General features: G+C 61.1%; 15 protein-coding genes and 1 pseudogene. 9 read left to right on the top strand and 7 right to left on the bottom strand.

Going from position 1 to position 18,976, the window contains the following annotated elements:
* Positions 1 to 49: 49 nt before the first annotated feature.
* From acnD to AC07VV_RS24495, 4 genes are all read right to left on the bottom strand, one after another.
* Positions 50 to 2,644 carry a Fe/S-dependent 2-methylisocitrate dehydratase AcnD gene (gene acnD / locus AC07VV_RS24510; RefSeq protein WP_495037704.1) on the bottom strand — a complete coding sequence of 865 codons (2,595 nt, stop codon included), beginning with the start codon at positions 2,642 to 2,644 and terminating at the stop codon, positions 50 to 52.
* A 61-nt stretch (positions 2,645 to 2,705) separates the two neighbouring features.
* A complete protein-coding gene (gene prpC / locus AC07VV_RS24505) occupies positions 2,706 to 3,833 on the bottom strand; it encodes a bifunctional 2-methylcitrate synthase/citrate synthase (RefSeq protein WP_495037703.1) in 1,128 nt (375 codons plus the stop codon).
* Between the two features lie 43 nt (positions 3,834 to 3,876).
* Positions 3,877 to 4,767 carry a methylisocitrate lyase gene (gene prpB / locus AC07VV_RS24500; protein ID WP_007951973.1) on the bottom strand — a complete coding sequence of 297 codons (891 nt, stop codon included), beginning with the start codon at positions 4,765 to 4,767 and terminating at the stop codon, positions 3,877 to 3,879.
* The gene (locus tag AC07VV_RS24495) at positions 4,764 to 5,486 is read right to left on the bottom strand and encodes a GntR family transcriptional regulator (protein ID WP_169432611.1); all 723 of its coding nucleotides are present in this window, start codon (positions 5,484 to 5,486) and stop codon (positions 4,764 to 4,766) included. Before AC07VV_RS24495 ends, prpB begins: the two co-directional genes overlap by 4 nt.
* Positions 5,487 to 5,784: 298 nt before the next feature.
* Here AC07VV_RS24495 and rloA point away from each other — a divergent pair, with 298 nt between their 5' ends.
* The 4 genes from rloA to pabB all read left to right on the top strand — a co-directional run bounded on the left by rloA (position 5,785) and on the right by pabB (position 10,300).
* The gene (gene rloA, locus AC07VV_RS24490; RefSeq protein WP_096822528.1) at positions 5,785 to 6,321 is read left to right on the top strand and encodes a retropepsin-like aspartic peptidase RloA; all 537 of its coding nucleotides are present in this window, start codon (positions 5,785 to 5,787) and stop codon (positions 6,319 to 6,321) included.
* Positions 6,322 to 6,326: 5 nt separating this feature from the next.
* The gene (gene rloB, locus AC07VV_RS24485) at positions 6,327 to 7,862 is read left to right on the top strand and encodes an osmotic stress tolerance membrane protein RloB (protein ID WP_495037702.1); all 1,536 of its coding nucleotides are present in this window, start codon (positions 6,327 to 6,329) and stop codon (positions 7,860 to 7,862) included.
* Positions 7,862 to 8,848 (top strand): alpha-L-glutamate ligase-like protein, encoded by a 987-nt coding sequence (locus tag AC07VV_RS24480; protein WP_495037701.1) that lies wholly within the window; start codon positions 7,862 to 7,864, stop codon positions 8,846 to 8,848. The genes rloB and AC07VV_RS24480 overlap by 1 nt, the downstream gene beginning before the upstream one ends.
* Positions 8,849 to 8,956: 108 nt before the next feature.
* Positions 8,957 to 10,300 carry an aminodeoxychorismate synthase component I gene (gene pabB / locus AC07VV_RS24475; RefSeq protein ID WP_495037700.1) on the top strand — a complete coding sequence of 448 codons (1,344 nt, stop codon included), beginning with the start codon at positions 8,957 to 8,959 and terminating at the stop codon, positions 10,298 to 10,300.
* A 132-nt stretch (positions 10,301 to 10,432) separates the two neighbouring features.
* Here the strand turns inward: pabB and thrH are convergent, their stop codons facing one another.
* Complete coding sequence (gene thrH / locus AC07VV_RS24470; RefSeq protein ID WP_495037699.1) at positions 10,433 to 11,050, bottom strand: bifunctional phosphoserine phosphatase/homoserine phosphotransferase ThrH; 618 nt, start codon at positions 11,048 to 11,050, stop codon at positions 10,433 to 10,435.
* 162 nt (positions 11,051 to 11,212) lie between these two features.
* Here thrH and AC07VV_RS24465 point away from each other — a divergent pair, with 162 nt between their 5' ends.
* From AC07VV_RS24465 to AC07VV_RS24455, 3 genes are all read left to right on the top strand, one after another.
* Positions 11,213 to 11,947 (top strand): phosphoadenylyl-sulfate reductase, encoded by a 735-nt coding sequence (locus AC07VV_RS24465; RefSeq protein WP_085711886.1) that lies wholly within the window; start codon positions 11,213 to 11,215, stop codon positions 11,945 to 11,947.
* A 479-nt stretch (positions 11,948 to 12,426) separates the two neighbouring features.
* The gene (locus tag AC07VV_RS24460; protein WP_495037698.1) at positions 12,427 to 13,971 is read left to right on the top strand and encodes an NCS1 family nucleobase:cation symporter-1; all 1,545 of its coding nucleotides are present in this window, start codon (positions 12,427 to 12,429) and stop codon (positions 13,969 to 13,971) included.
* Positions 13,972 to 14,025: 54 nt separating this feature from the next.
* On the top strand, positions 14,026 to 14,754 hold the full coding sequence (locus AC07VV_RS24455; RefSeq protein WP_085711883.1) for an aspartate/glutamate racemase family protein: 729 nt from the start codon (positions 14,026 to 14,028) through the stop codon (positions 14,752 to 14,754).
* Here AC07VV_RS24455 and AC07VV_RS24450 read toward each other — a convergent pair.
* Positions 14,723 to 15,664, bottom strand: coding sequence for a LysR family transcriptional regulator (locus AC07VV_RS24450; protein WP_495037697.1), 942 nt, complete (start codon positions 15,662 to 15,664; stop codon positions 14,723 to 14,725). The genes AC07VV_RS24455 and AC07VV_RS24450 overlap by 32 nt on opposite strands.
* Positions 15,665 to 15,789: 125 nt before the next feature.
* Here AC07VV_RS24450 and AC07VV_RS24445 point away from each other — a divergent pair, with 125 nt between their 5' ends.
* Positions 15,790 to 16,536 carry a 3-oxoacyl-ACP reductase family protein gene (locus AC07VV_RS24445; protein WP_096822535.1) on the top strand — a complete coding sequence of 249 codons (747 nt, stop codon included), beginning with the start codon at positions 15,790 to 15,792 and terminating at the stop codon, positions 16,534 to 16,536.
* 76 nt (positions 16,537 to 16,612) lie between these two features.
* Here AC07VV_RS24445 and AC07VV_RS24440 read toward each other — a convergent pair whose 3' ends face one another.
* Entirely contained in the window at positions 16,613 to 17,308 is a 696-nt protein-coding gene (locus AC07VV_RS24440) for an HAD-IA family hydrolase (protein WP_007960113.1), read from the bottom strand.
* A 247-nt stretch (positions 17,309 to 17,555) separates the two neighbouring features.
* Here AC07VV_RS24440 and AC07VV_RS24435 point away from each other — a divergent pair.
* Positions 17,556 to 18,976, top strand: a pseudogene (locus AC07VV_RS24435) (type IV secretion protein Rhs); the annotation flags it as partial.

The raw sequence follows: 18,976 nt of genomic DNA, 5'->3' as shown, positions 1-18,976 counted from the left end.
CCTTAATCAGCAAATGCGGGTCGTACGACCCGCATTCGCAAAGCGTCATTTAAACGGCAACCGCCGACTCTTCAAGGAAGTCCTGGGCGAAGCGTTGCAGCACGCCGCCGGCCTCGTAGATCGACACTTCTTCGGCGGTGTCGAGGCGGCAGGTCACCGGTACGTCGACGCGTTCGCCGTTCTTGCGATGGATCACCAGCGTCAGGTCGGCGCGTGGCTTGCGGTCGCCGATCACGTCGTAGGTTTCGCTGCCGTCGATGCCCAGGGTCTTGCGGTCGGTGCCCGGTTTGAACTCAAGCGGCAACACGCCCATGCCCACCAGGTTGGTGCGGTGAATACGCTCGAAACCTTCGGCGGCAATCGCTTCCACACCCGCCAGACGCACGCCTTTGGCCGCCCAGTCCCGGGACGAACCCTGGCCGTAGTCGGCGCCGGCGATGATGATCAGCGGCTGCTTGCGTTCCATGTAGGTTTCGATGGCTTCCCACATGCGCATCACTTTGCCTTCCGGTTCCACGCGCGCCAGCGAACCCTGCTTGACCTTGCCGTTTTCCACGACCATTTCGTTGAACAGTTTCGGGTTGGCAAACGTCGCGCGTTGCGCGGTCAAGTGGTCACCACGGTGGGTCGCGTAAGAGTTGAAGTCCTCTTCCGGCAGGCCCATTTTCGCCAGGTATTCACCGGCAGCGCTGTCGAGCATGATCGCGTTCGACGGCGACAGGTGATCGGTGGTGATGTTGTCCGGCAGCACCGCCAGCGGGCGCATGCCCTTGAGCGGACGTGCCCCGGCCAGCGCGCCTTCCCAGTACGGCGGACGGCGGATGTAGGTGCTCATTTCGCGCCAGTCGTACAGCGGCGTGACTTTCGGGCCGGTGTCCTCATGGATGGCGAACATCGGAATGTAGACCTGACGGAACTGCTCCGGCTTGACCGAGGATTTCACCACTGCATCGATTTCTTCGTCGCTCGGCCAGATGTCCTTCAGGCGGATTTCCTTGCCGTCGACCACGCCCAGTACGTCTTTTTCGATGTCGAAACGGATGGTGCCGGCAATCGCGTAAGCCACCACCAGCGGCGGCGAAGCGAGGAACGCCTGCTTGGCGTATGGGTGAATCCGGCCGTCGAAGTTGCGGTTGCCGGAAAGCACAGCGGTCGCGTACAGATCACGATCGATGATTTCTTGTTGAATCACCGGGTCCAGCGCGCCGGACATACCGTTGCAGGTGGTGCAGGCAAACGCGACGACGCCGAAACCGAGTTGCTCCAGCTCCGTGGTCAGCCCCGCTTCATCGAGGTACAGCGCCACGGTTTTCGAGCCCGGCGCCAGCGATGACTTGACCCAGGGTTTGCGAGTCAGGCCGAGCTGGTTGGCGTTGCGCGCCAGCAGGCCGGCAGCGATCACGTTGCGCGGGTTGCTGGTGTTGGTGCAGCTGGTGATGGCAGCGATGATCACCGCGCCGTCGGGCATTTGCCCCGGCACGTCTTCCCACTGACCGGCGATGCCTTTGGCTGCCAGATCCGACACCGCCACGCGGGCGTGCGGGTTGCTCGGGCCGGCCATGTTGCGCACTACCGAGGACAGGTCGAAGGTCAGGCCGCGCTCGTACTGCGCGCCTTTCAGGCTGTCGGCCCACAGACCGATCTGTTTGGCGTATTGCTCGACGAGCTGCACTTGCTGGTCTTCGCGACCGGTGAGTTTCAGGTAGTCGATGGTCTGCTGGTCGATGTAGAACATCGCCGCCGTGGCGCCGTATTCCGGGGCCATGTTGGAGATGGTCGCACGGTCGCCGAGGGTCAGCGCGGAAGCACCTTCGCCGAAGAATTCCAGCCACGCGCCGACCACTTTCTGTTTGCGCAGGTACTCGGTCAGCGCCAGCACCATGTCGGTGGCGGTGATGCCCGGTTGCAGCTTGCCGGTCAGTTCGACGCCGACGCTTTCCGGCAGGCGCATCCACGATGCACGGCCGAGCATCACGCTCTCGGCTTCAAGCCCACCGACACCGATGGCGATCACGCCCAGCGCATCGACGTGCGGGGTGTGGCTGTCGGTGCCGACGCAGGTATCAGGGAATGCAACGCCGTCACGCACCTGGATCACCGGAGACATTTTCTCCAGGTTGATCTGGTGCATGATGCCGTTGCCTGGCGGGATCACGTCGACGTTCTTGAACGCCTTTTTGGTCCAGTTGATGAAGTGGAAACGGTCTTCGTTGCGACGGTCTTCGATGGCGCGGTTCTTCTCGAAGGCCTGCTTGTCAAAGCCGCCCGCCTCCACCGCCAGCGAGTGGTCGACGATCAGTTGCGTCGGCACCACCGGGTTGACTTGCGCCGGGTCGCCGCCCTGCTGGGCAATCGCGTCGCGCAGGCCGGCGAGGTCCACCAGCGCGGTCTGGCCGAGAATGTCGTGGCACACCACGCGGGCCGGGAACCACGGGAAGTCGAGGTCGCGTTTGCGCTCGATCAGTTGTTTCAGGGAATCGGTGAGCGTGGCCGGGTCGCAGCGACGCACGAGGTTTTCCGCCAGCACGCGAGAGGTGTACGGCAGGGTGTCGTAGCTGCCGGGCTGGATCGCATCGACAGCCGCACGGACGTCGAAAAAGTCCAGCGGCGTGCCGGGCAGGTTCTTGCGAAATTCTGTGTTCATCGGTCAGGACTCGGTCACGGTAGTTTCAAAGAGGGGGCGCCTGTACCGGCGCCCTCCCCGGTCAGCGCTGTTCGATCGGCACGAACTTGCGCTGTTCGACGCCGACATACTCGGCGCTCGGACGGATGATGCGGTTGTTGGCGCGCTGTTCGAACACGTGCGCTGCCCAGCCGGTCAGGCGCGAGCAGACGAAGATCGGGGTGAACAGCTTGGTCGGGATACCCATGAAGTGGTACGCCGAGGCATGGTAGAAGTCGGCGTTGGGGAACAGTTTCTTCTGCTCCCACATGGTCTTGTCGATGGCTTCCGAGACCGCGAACAACACCTTGTCGCCCACTTCGTCGGCGAGTTTTTTCGACCAGCCCTTGATCACCTCGTTGCGCGGATCGCTGTCCTTATAGATCGCGTGGCCGAAGCCCATGATCTTGTCCTTGCGCTCCAGCATGCCGAGGGTGCCTTTGATCGCCTCTTCCGGCGACGAGAAGCGCTCGATCATTTCCATCGCTGCTTCGTTGGCGCCGCCGTGCAACGGACCGCGCAGCGAGCCGATGGCTGCCGTGACGCAGGAATACAGATCGGACAGGGTCGAAGCACAGACGCGAGCGGTGAAGGTCGACGCGTTGAACTCGTGCTCGGCGTAGAGGATCAGCGACACGTTCATCACCTTGACGTGCAGTTCGCTCGGCTTCTTGTCGTGCAGCAGGTGCAGGAAATGACCGCCGATGGACTGCTCGTCGGTCACGCAGTTGATGCGTTTGCCGTCGTGGCTGAAGCGATACCAGTAGCACATGATCGCCGGGAACGCGGCCAGCAGGCGGTCGGTCTTGTCGCGTTGCTCGGAGAAGTCTTTCTCCGGCTCGATGTTGCCCAGGAACGAGCAACCGGTGCGCATCACGTCCATCGGGTGGGCGTCGGCGGGGATGCGTTCCAGCACTTCTTTCAGCGCTTGCGGCAGGTCGCGCAGCTTGCTCAGTTTGCTCTGGTAGTCGGCGAGTTGTGCCTTGGTCGGCAGCTCTCCGTAAAGCAGCAGGTACGCCACTTCTTCAAATTGTGCGTCTGCCGCCAGTTCGCGCACGTCGTAGCCGCGATAGGTCAGCCCGGCACCGGCCTGGCCCACGGTGGACAGTGCGGTTTGCCCGGCAACCTGGCCCCGGAGCCCGGCGCCACTGAGTACTTTTGCTTCGGCCATTGTTGTCTCCAATCTTGAATTTGTTAGGGAGTACGGTTGCGGCTTACTTCTTCGCCGCAAACAACGCGTCGAGCTTCTGCTCGAAGGTGTGGTAATCGATGCGATCGTAGAGCTCCATGCGAGTCTGCATGGTGTCGATGACATTCTGCTGGGTGCCGTCGCGGCGGATCGCGGTGTAGACGTTTTCCGCGGCCTTGTTCATCGCGCGGAACGCCGATAGCGGGTACAGCACCAGCGACACGTCGGCGCCGGCCAGTTGTTCGGTGGTGTACAGCGGCGTCGAGCCGAACTCGGTGATGTTGGCCAGGATCGGCGCTTTCACGCGGCTGGCGAACAGCTTGTACATCTCCAGCTCCGTGATGGCTTCCGGGAAGATCATGTCGGCGCCGGCCTCGATGCACGCGGCGGCGCGATCCAGTGCCGATTCCAGACCTTCAACGGCCAGCGCGTCGGTGCGGGCCATGATCACGAAGCTGTCGTCGGTACGGGCATCGACGGCAGCCTTGATGCGGTCGACCATCTCCTGCTGGGTCACGATCTCTTTGTTCGGACGGTGGCCGCAGCGCTTGGCGCCGACCTGGTCTTCGATGTGGATCGCCGCGGCGCCGAACTTGATCATCGACTTGACGGTACGGGCCACGTTAAACGCCGAGGCGCCGAAACCGGTGTCCACATCCACCAGCAGCGGCAGGTCGCAGACGTCGGTGATGCGACGCACGTCGGTCAGCACGTCATCCAGGCCGGTGATGCCCAGGTCCGGCACGCCGAGGGAGCCGGCGGCTACCCCGCCACCCGAGAGGTAAATCGCCTTGAAACCGGCGCGTTTGGCCAGCAGCGCGTGGTTGGCGTTGATCGCGCCGACCACTTGCAACGGATGTTCGCTGGCGACCGCATCGCGGAAACGCTGGCCTGGAGTGCTCTTGTTGGAACTCATGACTCACCTCGTTCAGTGGCTGTCTTATTGTCGGCGCCGTCCTGGTAATGACGGGCGATGTTGCGTTTCGAGGCGCCGATGTGGCGGCGCATCAACAATTCCGCGAGTTCGCCGTCACGGTCGGCGATGGCATCGAGAATCCGGTGGTGTTCGGCAAAGGCCTGGCGCGGGCGGTTGGGCGTGGTGGAGAACTGGATGCGGTACATGCGCACCAGTTGATAGAGCTCGCCGCAGAGCATCTGGGTAAGGGTGCGGTTGCCGCTGCCCTGGATGATCCGGTAATGAAAGTCGAAATCGCCTTCCTGCTGGTAGTAGCCGACGCCGGCCTGAAACGCCGCATCGCGCTCATGGGTTTCCAGCACCCGACGCAGTTCGTCGATTTCTTCGACACTCATGCGTTCGGCCGCCAGACGGCACGCCATGCCTTCGAGGGATTCGCGAATTTCGTAGAGTTCGAGCAATTCGGCGTGGCTCAACGAGACCACCCGCGCGCCGACGTGCGGCACGCGCACCAACAGGCGCTGGCCTTCGAGCCGGTGAATCGCCTCGCGCAGCGGCCCGCGACTGATGCCATAGGTGCGCGCCAGTTCCGGCTCGGAGATCTTGCTGCCCGGGGCGATCTCGCCTTTGACGATGGCCGCCTGGATGCGCCGGAAGACGTTTTCGGACAGGGTTTCCGAATCGTCGCCGCTGATGACCGGGGGATCGAGTTGATCCAGCATATTGTCGACACCTTGAAGACCAATGCGGCAAAAACTAGCGAATCAGCCTTCATCAGTCAAAGGATAAATAGATATTGTCGACAATCGTCTAATAACCCCCAGCATCAACCCCAAGGGTTATAGACCCGCTCGGGCGCTGGCGCCATAAAACCACCGTGCTAGAATGCCGCCCGCATTTGCTGGTCACTTGCACGGCTTGTCATAAAAAGCTGATAGGCACACGAAGGCGCGCGCAGACAGGATCTCCTGACGCCGTGGCCCTGAACCGAGAACGGACCGCTGCTCGCCAGGATTTATGAGACTCAAGCCCTTCCCCACCTTTTTCTATCTGTTTTGCCTGCCCAGCCTGGCTGTGGCGGGGGAAAAGACTGTGTACGGCCTCAACGAATACGCCGCCCTCGACGGGATCAACCTGGAAGTGGCGGCCAAACTCGACACCGGGGCGAAAACCGCCTCCCTGAGCGCTCGCGACATCAAACGCTTCAAGCGCAACGGCGAGTCCTGGGTGCGTTTCTACCTGGCCATCGACGCCGCGCATTCGCACCCGATCGAACGGCCGCTGGCCCGGGTCAGCAAGATCAAGCGCCGCGCCGGCGACTACGACCCGGAAGAAGGCAAGAAGTACACCGCGCGCCCGGTGATCGAGCTGGATATCTGCATGGGCACGGCAATGCGCAGCATCGAAGTGAACCTGACCGACCGCAGTGCGTTCCAATACCCGCTTTTGATCGGCTCCGAGGCGCTGAAACGCTTCGATGCGCTGGTCGATCCCAGTCTTAAATACGCTGCCGGCAAACCCGCCTGCGCCATCGCCGCTCATACCGCCGAGTAATTTCCATGCGTTCTCTAACCTTCCACCTGAAAATCCTGATCACCATTCTGGTGCTCCTGGGCGTTTCGGTTACGGCCTATCAGATTTTCGTGCTCGGCATCCCGGTGACCGAAGACGCCACCGACGACTTGTGGAACATCGACGCCAAGGTCGAGTTCGTCGCCAGCACCAAGGATCCAGTGAAGATCCAGATGTTCGTGCCGCCCCTGAGCCGCGATTACGTCAGCCTCAATGAAAGCTTCATCTCCAATAACTACGGCGTGGCGGTCAACCGTGTCGACGGCAACCGCAAGGTCACGTGGTCGGCGCGCCGGGCCAAGGGCAACCAGACCCTGTATTACCGTCTGGTGTTGACCAAGCGCTACACCGCTGAAAAAACCAAGATCAAAGGCCCGACCTTCCGCGACAGCATGGCCATCGAAGGCCCGGAAAAAATCGCCGCCGAAGCCCTGCTCGCGCCGATCCGCCAACACTCGGCCGACGTCGAAACCTTTATTGGCGAGGCAATCAAACGCGTCAACAACGTCAACGACGACAACGTGAAACTGCTGCTGGCCGGCGATCCGTCGACGCCGCACAAGGCGAAAATCGTCGAACTGCTGCTGTCCATCGCCCACGTGCCGGTGGAAAAGGTCCACACCATCCGCCTCGTCGCCGATCAGCCGCAAACCCCTGAACTGTGGCTGCGCAGCTTCAATGGCACCGACTGGCTGTACTTCAACCCGGAAACCGGCGAACAAGGCCTGCCGACCGACCGTCTGCTGTGGTGGAGCGGCGATGAAAACCTGATCACCGTCGACGGCGGCAAGAAAGCCAACGTGACCTTCAGCCTGAACAACAGCGAGATGAACGCGATTCGTCTGGCCAAGCTGACCGACGAAAACACCGACGCCAACTTCCTCGAATACTCACTGTACGGCCTGCCGCTGCAAACCCAGCAGACGTTCATGATCATGGTGATGATCCCTATCGGCGTGCTGGTGATCCTGATCCTGCGCAACCTGATCGGCCTGCAGACCCTCGGCACATTCACCCCGGTGCTGATCGCCCTGGCCTTCCGCGAGACTCAGTTGGGCTTCGGCATCCTGTTGTTTACGGTGATCACGGCGCTGGGGCTGTCGCTGCGTTCATATCTGGAACACCTGAAGCTGCAAATGCTGCCGCGACTGTCGGTGGTGCTGACCTTCGTGGTGGTGCTGATCGCGGCGATCAGCCTGTTCAGTCATAAGCTCGGTCTGGAGCGCGGTCTGTCGGTGGCGCTGTTCCCGATGGTGATTCTGACCATGACCATCGAACGCCTGTCGATCACCTGGGAAGAGCGCGGCGCCAGCCATGCCTTGAAAGTGGCGATCGGCACACTGTTCGCGGCGTCCCTGGCGCACCTGATCATGACCGTTCCGGAGCTGGTGTACTTCGTGTTCACCTTCCCTGCGATTCTGCTGATCCTGGTGGGCTTCATGCTGGCCATGGGTCGCTATCGCGGTTACCGCCTGACCGAACTGGTGCGCTTCAAAGCCTTCCTGAAGAAGGCTGACGCCTGATGTTCGGTTTCTGGAAGACCTGGAAGGCCCTGGAAGCCCGGGGCATCATGGGCATCAATCGGCGTAACGCGGACTACGTGCTCAAGTACAACAAGCGCAGCCTGTACCCGATCGTCGATGACAAGATCATCACCAAGGAACGCGCGATCAAGGCCGGCATTCATGTGCCGGAACTGTATGGCGTGATTTCCACGGAGAAGGAAATCGACAATCTCAGCGAGATCATCGGCGGGCGCAGCGATTTCGTGATCAAGCCGGCCCAGGGCGCCGGCGGTGACGGCATCATCGTCATCGCCGACCGTTTCGAGGGTCGCTATCGCACGGTGTCGGGCAAGATCCTCACGCACGAAGAGCTCGAGCATCACATCTCCAGCATCCTCACCGGCCTGTATTCGCTGGGCGGCCACCGCGACCGGGCGCTGATCGAGTACCGGGTGACCCCGGACCAGATCTTCAAGAGCATCAGCTACGAAGGCGTGCCGGACATCCGCATCATCGTGCTGATGGGTTACCCGGTGATGGCCATGCTGCGCCTGCCGACCCGTCAGTCCGGCGGCAAGGCCAACCTGCACCAGGGCGCCATCGGCGTCGGTGTCGACCTGGCCACCGGCCTGACCTTGCGCGGCACCTGGCTGAACAACATCATCGCCAAACACCCGGACACCACCAACGCGGTGGACGGCGTGCAACTGCCCTACTGGGACGGTTTCATGAAGCTCGCGGCCGGTTGTTATGAGCTGTGTGGGCTGGGTTATATCGGTGTGGACATGGTGCTGGATCAGGAGAAAGGTCCGCTGATTCTCGAGCTGAATGCGCGGCCGGGGCTGAATATCCAGATTGCCAACGACTGCGGGCTGACGTTGCGCACCCATGCGGTGGAAGCGCATCTGGAAGACCTCAAGGCACGTGGTGTGACTGAGTCGGTTGAAGAGCGCGTGGCATTTGCTCAGGAACTGTTTGGGCATATTCCGGCGGTCGAGGGCTGAGTCGCGTTACCGGCCTCTGATCTGCCAATCCCCGACATCCCCTCTAGGAGCAATTCCCCGAGGGGACTACAATCCCCACCCCGCCTCGATGGCCGATCTGCCCCGCCCATGTTGACCTGTTCCGTACACCCGCTGCCCTACCGCGCCAACCCCGCCGACTATTTCGCGGCCGTCCGCCATGCGCCCGGCGCCGTGCTGCTCGACAGTGGCCGGCCGAGTGCCGACCGTGGCCGTTATGACTTGCTCAGTGCCTGGCCGCTGGAACAACTGGCGGTGTTGCCGGACGAGCGCGGCGAGAGTTTCCTGCAACGCCTGCGGGATAATCTGACGCGGTTGGGCGACGCGCAATTGCCTGACGCCTATGAACTGCCGTTCGCCGGTGGCCTGATCGGTTACCTGAGCTATGACTTCGGCCGGCATCTGGAAAACATGCCGAGTCAGGCGCTGGATGATCTGCTGCTGCCGGATGCGCGTTTTGGTCTGTACGACTGGGCTTTAATCAGTGATCACCACAAGGCCACCAGCCAGCTGGTGTTTCACCCGTCGGTCAGCGTTAGCGAAAAACAACGCCTGATCGATGTGTTCAGCCAACCGGCAGTCGGCAAGCTGACCCCGTTCAAGCTGAACAGCCCGATGGCAGCCGACCTCTCGGCCGATGAGTACCGCCAAGCACTCGGACGCATTCATCAATACATCCAGGCCGGGGACTGCTATCAGGTCAATTTCGCCCAGCGTTTCCGCGCGCCGTGCCAGGGCGATCCATGGCTGGCCTACTGCAAATTGCGCGAAGCCTGCCCGACACCGTTTTCCGGATTCCAGAGCCTGCCCGACGGCAATGCGGTGCTGAGCCTGTCACCCGAGCGCTTCGTCAAAGTCAGCCAGCGTCAGGTGGAAACCCGCCCGATCAAAGGCACTCGCCCCCGTGGCGCGACCCCGGCCGAAGACGCCGCCAACGCTGCCGAACTGCTGGCCAGCCCCAAGGATCGCGCGGAAAACCTGATGATCGTCGACCTGCTGCGCAACGACTTGGGCCGCACCTGCCGAATCGGCTCCGTGCGAGTGCCGGAGTTGTTCAGCCTGGAAAGCTATCCGAACGTGCATCACCTGGTCAGCAGCGTGACCGGCGAACTGGCGGATGATCGCGATGCCCTGGACCTGATTGCCGGCAGCTTCCCCGGCGGCTCGATCACCGGAGCGCCGAAGATTCGTGCGATGCAGATCATTGATGAACTGGAGCCGACTCGACGCGGTTTGTATTGCGGTTCGTTGCTGTACCTGGACGTGCGCGGCGAGATGGACAGCTCCATCGCCATTCGCAGCCTGCTGGTGAAGGATGGCCAGGTGTGTTGCTGGGGCGGTGGCGGGATCGTCGCCGATTCGGACTGGGAGGCGGAGTATCAGGAGTCGATCACAAAGGTCAGAGTCCTGCTCGAAACCTTGCAGAACCTCTGAAAACTTCGCGGACTTGATCGTTCCCATGCTCCGCGTGGGAATGCAGCCCGGGACGCTCTGCGTCCCAAAGCGGACGCAGAGCGTCCATTGAGGCATTCCCACGCAGAGCGTGGGAACGATCATGGGCAATGACTAAAGGGACAGGTCGCGATTCGAAGCCTTAAGGAATTCCTGCTTCAACTCGGCAAACGTGTGCACCGCCGGAAACTGCGGGAATTCCCGGATCACGTTATCCGGCGCATGGAACAGAATCCCCGCATCCGCTTCGCCCAGCATGCTGGTGTCGTTGTAGGAATCCCCCGCCGCAATCACCCGGTAATACAAGCTTTTGAAGGCCAGGACCGACTGACGTTTCGGATCTTTCTGACGCAACTGATAGCTCGTCACCCGCCCGCTTTCGTCAGTAATCAGACGGTGGCAGAGCAAGGTCGGGAAGCCCAGTTGACGCATCAGCGGCTGGGAAAACTCGTAGAAGGTATCCGACAGAATCACCACCTGAAACCGCTCGCGCAGCCAGTTGACGAACTCCACCGCACCGTCCAGCGGCTTGAGGGTGGCGATCACTTCCTGAATGTCCGAAAGCTTGAGGCCATGCTCGTCAAGGATGCGCAGGCGCTGCTTCATCAGCACGTCATAATCGGGGATGTCCCGAGTGGTGGCCTTGAGCGATTCGATTCCGGTTTTTTCGGCGAAGGCGATCCAGATTTCCGGTACCAGCACCCCTTCAAGATCAAGACAGGCAATTTCCACAGGACACTCCGTTTGTAATGTTTATTGAGTCGAGCGAGCCCGAACTCTAGCGGCTCGTTCCGGGCCACGCAACGCAGAGTGGCCCCCGGCCTGCGCCGCTTTTTGTTAACATCGCCGCCATATAGAGCGCCCAGCGCCACCGACCTGTAGGAAGCCGCCCTGATGAGCCCAACGTTCGACGTCGTGGAACTCGCCACGACCTATGCCAACAAATCCGCGCAAGACATCCTCAAGCTCGCGTTCGCCGAGTTCGGTGATGACCTGTGGATATCTTTCAGTGGCGCCGAGGATGTGGTGCTGGTGGACATGGCCTGGAAGCTGAACAAGAACGTCAAGGTGTTCAGTCTCGACACCGGCCGTCTGCACCCGGAAACCTATCGGTTCATCGATCAGGTGCGCGAGCACTACAAGATCGACATCGAACTGGTCTCGCCGGACTACACGAAACTCGAACCGTTCGTGAAGGAAAAAGGCCTGTTCAGCTTCTACAAGGACGGCCATGGCGAGTGCTGCGGCATCCGCAAGATCGAGCCGCTGCGCCGCAAACTGTCCGGCGTCAAAGCCTGGGCCACCGGCCAGCGCCGCGACCAGAGCCCCGGCACCCGTAGCGCGGTCGCGGTAATGGAAATCGACAGCGCGTTCTCCACCCCGGAGCGCACCCTGTACAAGTTCAACCCGCTGGCGCAGATGACCAGCGAGGAAATCTGGGGCTACATCCGCATGCTGGAGTTGCCGTACAACAGCCTGCACGAGCGCGGCTTCATCAGCATCGGCTGCGAACCGTGCACCCGCCCTGTGCTGCCAAACCAGCACGAGCGCGAAGGCCGCTGGTGGTGGGAAGAGGCGACCCAGAAAGAATGCGGGTTGCATGCGGGAAATATCATCAGCAAGGCGTAAACCGTTCGACCCACAGTTGTCTCTGCCAGACATGAAAAATGTGTACACACGAATGTCACCATCGGTGCCATTTATGTGTGCACTTTTCGTTTCTGCGCCCTGAAAAGTTACATCCCGCTCCCAAAGCGATCCCTTCCGGCGTCCGCCAAAATCCCTTCCGAAAAATAAATACCTGTTCGAACGGTCAATTTATATCGCCTGAATTTCAGCGACTTAGCGCACTTCAATAACTTTTCGAAATCAGCGGTCCTTTTCATAGATCGCTGGCTGGCACAGATCTGGCTTAAGTGCATACATGTTTTGTATACAAAACTGCGAAACATGAACCCACACTTTCGATCCGCAAGCCTGAAGCGCCCTATCCCGTACAGGCTGCAGATGCCCCGTAACCAGTGATGTTTCACCGCCGCGACGAAGATCTGCCGAGCCTGAGCGCTCATGCACAGTCATCGCGGCCCGAACATCAGGAGCCTGCCGGAATGCGTACGAGTCTCTCGAACAACAACATCGCGCTGAATCTGCCCTCCTCCTCAACCCTCGATCACACCGTGCCCGCTGACGGCATCGTCGAACCGCTGCAATTGAGCCCGCGTCTGCACAACAGTGACCTCGCACCGACCAAGGTCGAAGGACGGCGCTGGGGCAAATACAGCATTTTTGCCCTGTGGACCAACGATGTGCACAACATCGCCAACTATTCGTTTGCCATCGGTCTGTACGCCCTGGGTCTGGGCGGCTGGCAGATTCTGCTGTCGCTGGGGATCGGCGCGGCGCTGGTGTACTTCTTCATGAACCTGTCCGGTTACATGGGGCAGAAAACCGGGGTGCCGTTTCCGGTCATCAGCCGGATCAGTTTTGGCATTCACGGGGCGCAGATTCCTGCGTTGATCCGGGCAATTATCGCCATCGCCTGGTTCGGGATTCAGACGTACCTGGCGTCGGTGGTGTTTCGCGTGTTGCTCACAGCGGTTCACCCCGGTTTCGCCGACTACGACCACAACTCGATCCTCGGTCTGTCGAGCCTGGGCTGGGTGTGTTTCGTGGCAATCTGGTTCGTGCAGTTGGGGATTCTGGCCTACGGCATGGAGATGGTTCGTCGCTACGAAGCCTTCGCCGGGCCGGTGATTCTGCTGACCGTCGCCTGCCTCGCCGCGTGGATGTACACCCAGGCCAACGCGACCATTGCCTGGTCGATCCGCGAACCGCTGACCGGCGGCGAGATGTGGCGCAACATTTTTGCCGGCGGCGCCTTGTGGCTGGCGATCTACGGCACGCTGATCCTCAACTTCTGCGACTTCGCCCGTTCTTCGCCGTGCCGCAAAACCATCAAGGTCGGAAACTTCTGGGGCCTGCCGGTGAATATTCTGGTGTTCGCCGGGATCACCGTCCTGCTGTGCGGAGCGCAATTTCAGATCAACGGCCGGATCATCGAAAGCCCGACCGAGATCATCGCCTCGATCCCCAACACGTTCTTTCTGGTGCTCGGCTGCCTGGCGTTCCTGATTGTCACCGTGGCGGTGAACATCATGGCCAACTTCGTCGCCCCGGCCTTTGTACTCAGCAACCTGGCGCCGAAGTACCTGACCTTCCGCCGCGCCGGGCTGATCAGCGCAACGATTGCGGTGCTGATCCTGCCGTGGAATCTCTACAACAGCCCGCTGGTGATCGTGTACTTCCTGTCCGGCCTCGGCGCCCTGCTCGGCCCGTTGTACGGCGTGATCATGGTCGACTACTGGCTGATCCGCAAAGGCCGGATCCATGTGCCGCAGTTGTACAGCGAAGACCCGAACGGCGCGTACTTCTACAGCCGCGGGGTCAACCTGCGGGCAGTGGCGGCGTTCATTCCGGCGGCGCTGATCGCCATCGTCCTGGCGCTGGTGCCGGGCTTCCACAGCGTTTCGCCCTTCTCCTGGCTGATCGGTGCCGGCATTGCCGGAATGCTCTACCTGATCATCGCCAAACGCCAACCGCACTACGCCGATGTGGACGGTGAAGCCATCGCCGTCGACAACGTCAGCCACTGAAACTTTTGGCGGCCCTTCGCGGGGCCGCAGAACCAACCGTAATAAGGACTTCCCATGCGAATTCTCGTGGTCAACGTCAACACCACCGAATCCATCACCCAGGCCATCGCCCGCTCGGCACAGGCTGTGGCTTCCCCCGGCACCGAGATCGTCGGCCTGACGCCGTACTTCGGCGCCGATTCAGTCGAGGGCAATTTCGAAAGTTATCTGGCGGCCATCGCCGTAATGGACCGGGTGATGTCCTACGACCAGCCGTTCGACGCGGTGATCCAGGCCGGCTACGGTGAGCACGGCCGTGAAGGTTTGCAGGAGTTGCTCAATGTGCCGGTGGTAGACATCACCGATGCGGCGGCCAGCACCGCGATGTTCCTCGGCCATGCTTATTCGGTGGTCACCACGCTGGATCGCACAGTGCCGTTGATTGAGGATCGCCTGAAACTGTCCGGTCTGTGGGATCGTTGCGCCTCGGTGCGTGCCAGTGGTCTTGCCGTTCTGGAGCTGGAACACGAACCGCAACGAGCGCTGGAAGCGATCGTGCATCAGGCGGAACTGGCGGTGACTCAGGACAAAGCTGAAGTGATCTGCCTCGGTTGCGGCGGCATGGCCGGGCTCGATGAGAAAATCCGTCAGCGTACCGGGGTGCCGGTGATCGATGGCGTCACTGCTGCCGTCACCATCGCCGAATCGCTGGTGCGCCTGGGTCTGTCGACGTCCAAGGTACGGACCTATGCGACGCCACGTCCGAAAACCATCATCGGCTGGCCAGCACGTTTTGCGCGTTGAACCGCTCTGCGAGACCCCGGGTTGAAAACTGCTCGATGATGAAGTCGACAAACGCCCGGGTCTTGCCCGGCAACAGTTTGTGTTCGGCGTAATAAATGGAGATGTTGCCGTCATCGACGTACCAGTCGGGCAAGACGCGCTGCAACGTTCCCGCCTCAAGATAACTGACGGCAAACGGCATGCTGACCAGTGCAATCCCCAGCCCCTGCGCCGCCGTGGCGCAGGCGGCTTCGGAATCGCTCATGGTCATTCGCGCCTTGAGGGTCAGCGGGCTGTGCTGCTGGGTGCGATGAGTCAATTGCCAGGAGCGCACGCGACCGGTCTGCGGTGAGCGGATCAGGATGCCCTCGTGCAGCTTGAGGTCGTCCGGTTCGCTGATCGGCGCGTGCCGATCCAGATAATCCGCAGAAGCCACCAACACCCGATGCGCCGGCGTCAGCCTGCGCGCCACCACGCCTTGAGGCAGCTCGAAGCCACCGCCAATCGCCGCATCGAAACCCTGGCCGATCAGATCGACCTGTCGGTTATCGAAGTGCCAGTCAGGGTTGATCGCCGGAAACCTTGTCAGGAACTCCCCCAGCAACGGCACGATGTACAAGCGGCCGAACACCGTGCCCATGCTGACTTTCAGCGTGCCGGCCGGTTGACCACCGGCACTGGCCAGATTGTTCACCGCGTTCTGGATGGTGGTCAGGCTGCCGCTGACCTCACTCAGAAACAGTTGCCCCGCTTCCGTCAGGGTCAACCGACGGGTGCTACGCTGGAACAGCCTCACGCCGAGGCGCGCTTCCAGTTTCGCCACACTTTTACCCACGGCGGCCGGTGTCAGGCTCAGGCGGCGCGCGGCCTCGGCAAAGCTGCCGACTTCGGCACTGCGTACGAAGCATTCGATACTGCTGAAGGTTTCCATGGCCGCCACTATAAACTTTTGGTTTACACAGACTATAGCAACCACGGTCTACTCGCCTGGTGGCGAGGGGCAGATACTCGACACCACAACAAGGCAGCCTGCCTTGAAATTTCTGGAGATCGAACATGACCACTCAACACCTCAGCGGTAAAGTCGCTCTGATTCAAGGCGGCTCTCGCGGCATCGGTGCCGCTATCGTCAAACGCCTGGCCGCTGAAGGCGCCGCGGTTGCCTTTACCTACGTCAGCTCGGCCGCCAAGGCTGAAGAACTGCAAAACAGCATCACCGCGACCGGCGGCAAAGCCCTGGCGATCAAGGCCGACAGTGCCGACGCCAGTGCTATCCGCAACGCCGTGAACGCGACAGTCGAAACCTTTGGCCGCCTCGACATTCTGGTCAACAACGCCGGTGTGCTGGCCGTCGCCCCGCTGGAAGACTTCAAACTGGAAGACTTCGACCAGACCCTGGCGATCAACGTGCGCAGCGTGTTCATCGCCAGTCAGGAAGCCGCCAAACACATGGGCGAAGGCTCACGCATCATCAACATCGGCAGCACCAACGCCGACCGCATGCCCTTCGCTGGTGGCGGCGTGTATGCGATGAGCAAATCCGCGCTGGTCGGCCTGACCAAAGGCCTGGCCCGCGACCTCGGCCCACGGGGCATCACCATCAACAACGTGCAGCCCGGCCCGGTGGACACTGACATGAACCCGGCCCACGGTGACTTCGCCGAAAGCCTGATTCCGCTGATGGCGGTCGGTCGTTACGGCAAAGCCGAGGAAATCGCCAGCTTCGTCGCCTACCTCGCAGGCCCGGAAGCCGGTTACATCACCGGTGCCAGCCTGAGCATCGACGGTGGTTTCGGCGCCTGATTGATCAGATTGTCGATAACGAAAAACGCCGCCCCTCCTTTGACAGAGGGGCGGCGTTTTTTTGTCTGCGGTTTGATCAGGCCCAATCCAGCGCCGGCAACCCGCATGCACTCGGTGTGAACGCTTTCAACGTACGAAGAATCCCGTCGGCGTGTGCGTATTTTTCATCGGCCATGGCGGCATCAGGGATCGCGATGGCGGTCATGCCGGCGGCTTTCGCTGCCGTCACGCCGAATGGCGAATCTTCGAACACCAGGCAATCTTCCGGCGCCACACCCAGGCGGCGAGCGGCGGTGAGGAAAATGTCCGGTGCTGGTTTGGCCGCGCCAACTTCCGGGTCATCCGCTGTGACGATGAAGTCGAACAACGCGAACCAGTCTCGGTGCAAGGTGGTTTTCTGACCGAACGACTGGCGCGATGAACTGGTACCGACGGCAATCGGAATGTTGTGCGCTTTGAGGTGACGAATCAGCTCCTCGGCCCCCGGCATGGCTTGTGCAGTCGGAAAACGCTCACGCATCAGCGGCTCGCGAATCACCAGAAACTCTTCGGCGGTGATTGGCAGGTCCAGCGCTTCGACCACGTAGCGCGCCAGATCGCCTGCACCGCGACCGATGATGTTCTGCTTGATACTCCAGTCGAAAGTCCGCCCGTAACGCTCGGCAATCAGCGAGGTGACCTCGGTGTAGATGCCCTCGGTGTCCAGCAGCAAACCGTCCATATCGAAAATCACGGCCTTGATCGGGCCGAACGCCTTCAGCGGTGCATTCATCATCGGATCCGTTATCAAAAACATCCCAGGCGGCATCGGGTACCGCTGCTCGGATCTGATTAAAGGGTTCAGCAGCATAACGAGCGCCGCCGAGGTTGAGCAACGGGCAATGTCGGTTGTCCGCCGAACGTTGCCAGGCACATTTAGAGAATTGCCCTACAGACATCGCCTACTTGCCTGACTTCTTTCCTGTTTGATCCCCCGCAAAGTTTCGCGCCATTCCCTTGATGCGCGCGAGTGACTGCGAATGCTTCCATCCGATCGGCTCCTGTACCTGAACAACAGCATTGGTTTGCTGGTAGTCGCTGCGCTGAACCCTGACCAGCCCGACGTCGAAACGCTGTTTCAGGAGTTCCGTCTCTGCCTCAATGACTATGAAAGCTGGGCCGAGCAGTTCTGGACAGGAACAGCGCTGGATGTCGACCAGGTGTTCGAGGTCGGCAACGATGTTCGGCTCAGTGCGCCGGTTGGCAGTCGAAAACCCGTCAGTACTTCCGTGGTCATGTGCCCCGCCACCGGCCCCCTGACTCTGGTGCACATGTTCGAAGCCGCACGCTTCGTGCCGATCGGCGATACGCCGGTGACCCTGGAACCGGTCATTTCCGACGTCGACGGTGTCCTGGAATTCGGTGAACCACAGCATTACACCATCGGCCCCAGCGGCATTCTCGAGGTCGAGAACTGCGACCGGGGCCAGCGTTATCGCATCACCTTCTTTCCCGATGTTTCCACCGCACATATCCAGACGTTGTATGCCTCGTATCAGGGGCTCATTGATGGTCTGGAAAAATGGTTGCGTGAGGAGTGGGTCGGGTTTCAACCGCAATGGGCCGAGTTTTCCAGCGCGGGTTTTCTGGAGCGTTACGGTCAGTTGCAGCAGGCCGACTGGCGCGGTTTCGAAACTGCGCTGAATGGCGTCTGGGATGACGTGAAACAGCTGTTCGCCCTGCTCGCCGATTGGCAGGCCAACAGCGAAAAGCTTCTGCAGTACCTGTCCGGCGTCGAGCTGGAAGCCTTGCTGGAGGCGTCCTCCGAGGCCATCGCCAATGGCTTGCTGATGCTCAGCGACGAACCGTTGCTGTTCATTCATCTGGCGGCCTTCACCAGTTGGCTGAAGATGCTGCCGCCGCAGTACCTGGCCGAGGTGGTGGCAGAAGTTCGCGCCGAACTGCTGATCAGTTTTTTGCTGATGTGTGTGTCGGGTGGCATGGGCGTTCCGCTGCGGTTGAGCACCAAAGTACTGGGCAAGATCAAGTCGCCGCGCGCCCGAGAGTGGCTGGCAGCGTCGGCGTTGCGGTTGGCGGAGCTGACTTCGGCGCCCGATCTGACCCGGCATGCGAGCGCTTTGAAACCGCTGATGATCAATGCACGTCCGGCGCCGCTGCGGCCGACACCTGCCATTCCGCTGGAGATTCGCACGGCGGATGCACTGGTACTGACGGTGCCCAATCCGGCGCCCATTGCGCGCAACAAGTCCCACGGCATGACGCGAATGGAGCGGCATGAGCCTCGCGACGACAAGCCTGATCAGGCGAAAAATCCCAACGGCGACAGTGCCGACTGTGTACCCCGGACTTGCACCAATGGCTGTCCGGTGTCGATGGTCACTGGCGAAGAGCTGCTGACGCTGACCGATGGCGTGCTAGACGGGTTGCTGCCGTTCGAGTT

This window comes from Pseudomonas sp. GW821-FHT02C04 (assembly GCF_059421845.1).
This window is presented reverse-complemented; position numbering and strand designations above follow the sequence as displayed.

Coding starts and splice junctions, on each gene's coding strand:
- prpB (WP_007951973.1), bottom strand. CDS start 4,767: ATGAGTTCCAACAAGAGCACTCCAGGCCAGCGTTTCCGCGATGCGGTC.
- AC07VV_RS24450 (WP_495037697.1), bottom strand. CDS start 15,664: ATGGAAACCTTCAGCAGTATCGAATGCTTCGTACGCAGTGCCGAAGTC.
- prpC (WP_495037703.1), bottom strand. CDS start 3,833: ATGGCCGAAGCAAAAGTACTCAGTGGCGCCGGGCTCCGGGGCCAGGTT.
- AC07VV_RS24460 (WP_495037698.1), top strand. CDS start 12,427: ATGCGTACGAGTCTCTCGAACAACAACATCGCGCTGAATCTGCCCTCC.
- AC07VV_RS24465 (WP_085711886.1), top strand. CDS start 11,213: ATGAGCCCAACGTTCGACGTCGTGGAACTCGCCACGACCTATGCCAAC.
- AC07VV_RS24440 (WP_007960113.1), bottom strand. CDS start 17,308: ATGAATGCACCGCTGAAGGCGTTCGGCCCGATCAAGGCCGTGATTTTC.
- AC07VV_RS24445 (WP_096822535.1), top strand. CDS start 15,790: ATGACCACTCAACACCTCAGCGGTAAAGTCGCTCTGATTCAAGGCGGC.
- AC07VV_RS24455 (WP_085711883.1), top strand. CDS start 14,026: ATGCGAATTCTCGTGGTCAACGTCAACACCACCGAATCCATCACCCAG.
- rloB (WP_495037702.1), top strand. CDS start 6,327: ATGCGTTCTCTAACCTTCCACCTGAAAATCCTGATCACCATTCTGGTG.
- AC07VV_RS24480 (WP_495037701.1), top strand. CDS start 7,862: ATGTTCGGTTTCTGGAAGACCTGGAAGGCCCTGGAAGCCCGGGGCATC.
- rloA (WP_096822528.1), top strand. CDS start 5,785: ATGAGACTCAAGCCCTTCCCCACCTTTTTCTATCTGTTTTGCCTGCCC.
- acnD (WP_495037704.1), bottom strand. CDS start 2,644: ATGAACACAGAATTTCGCAAGAACCTGCCCGGCACGCCGCTGGACTTT.
- pabB (WP_495037700.1), top strand. CDS start 8,957: ATGTTGACCTGTTCCGTACACCCGCTGCCCTACCGCGCCAACCCCGCC.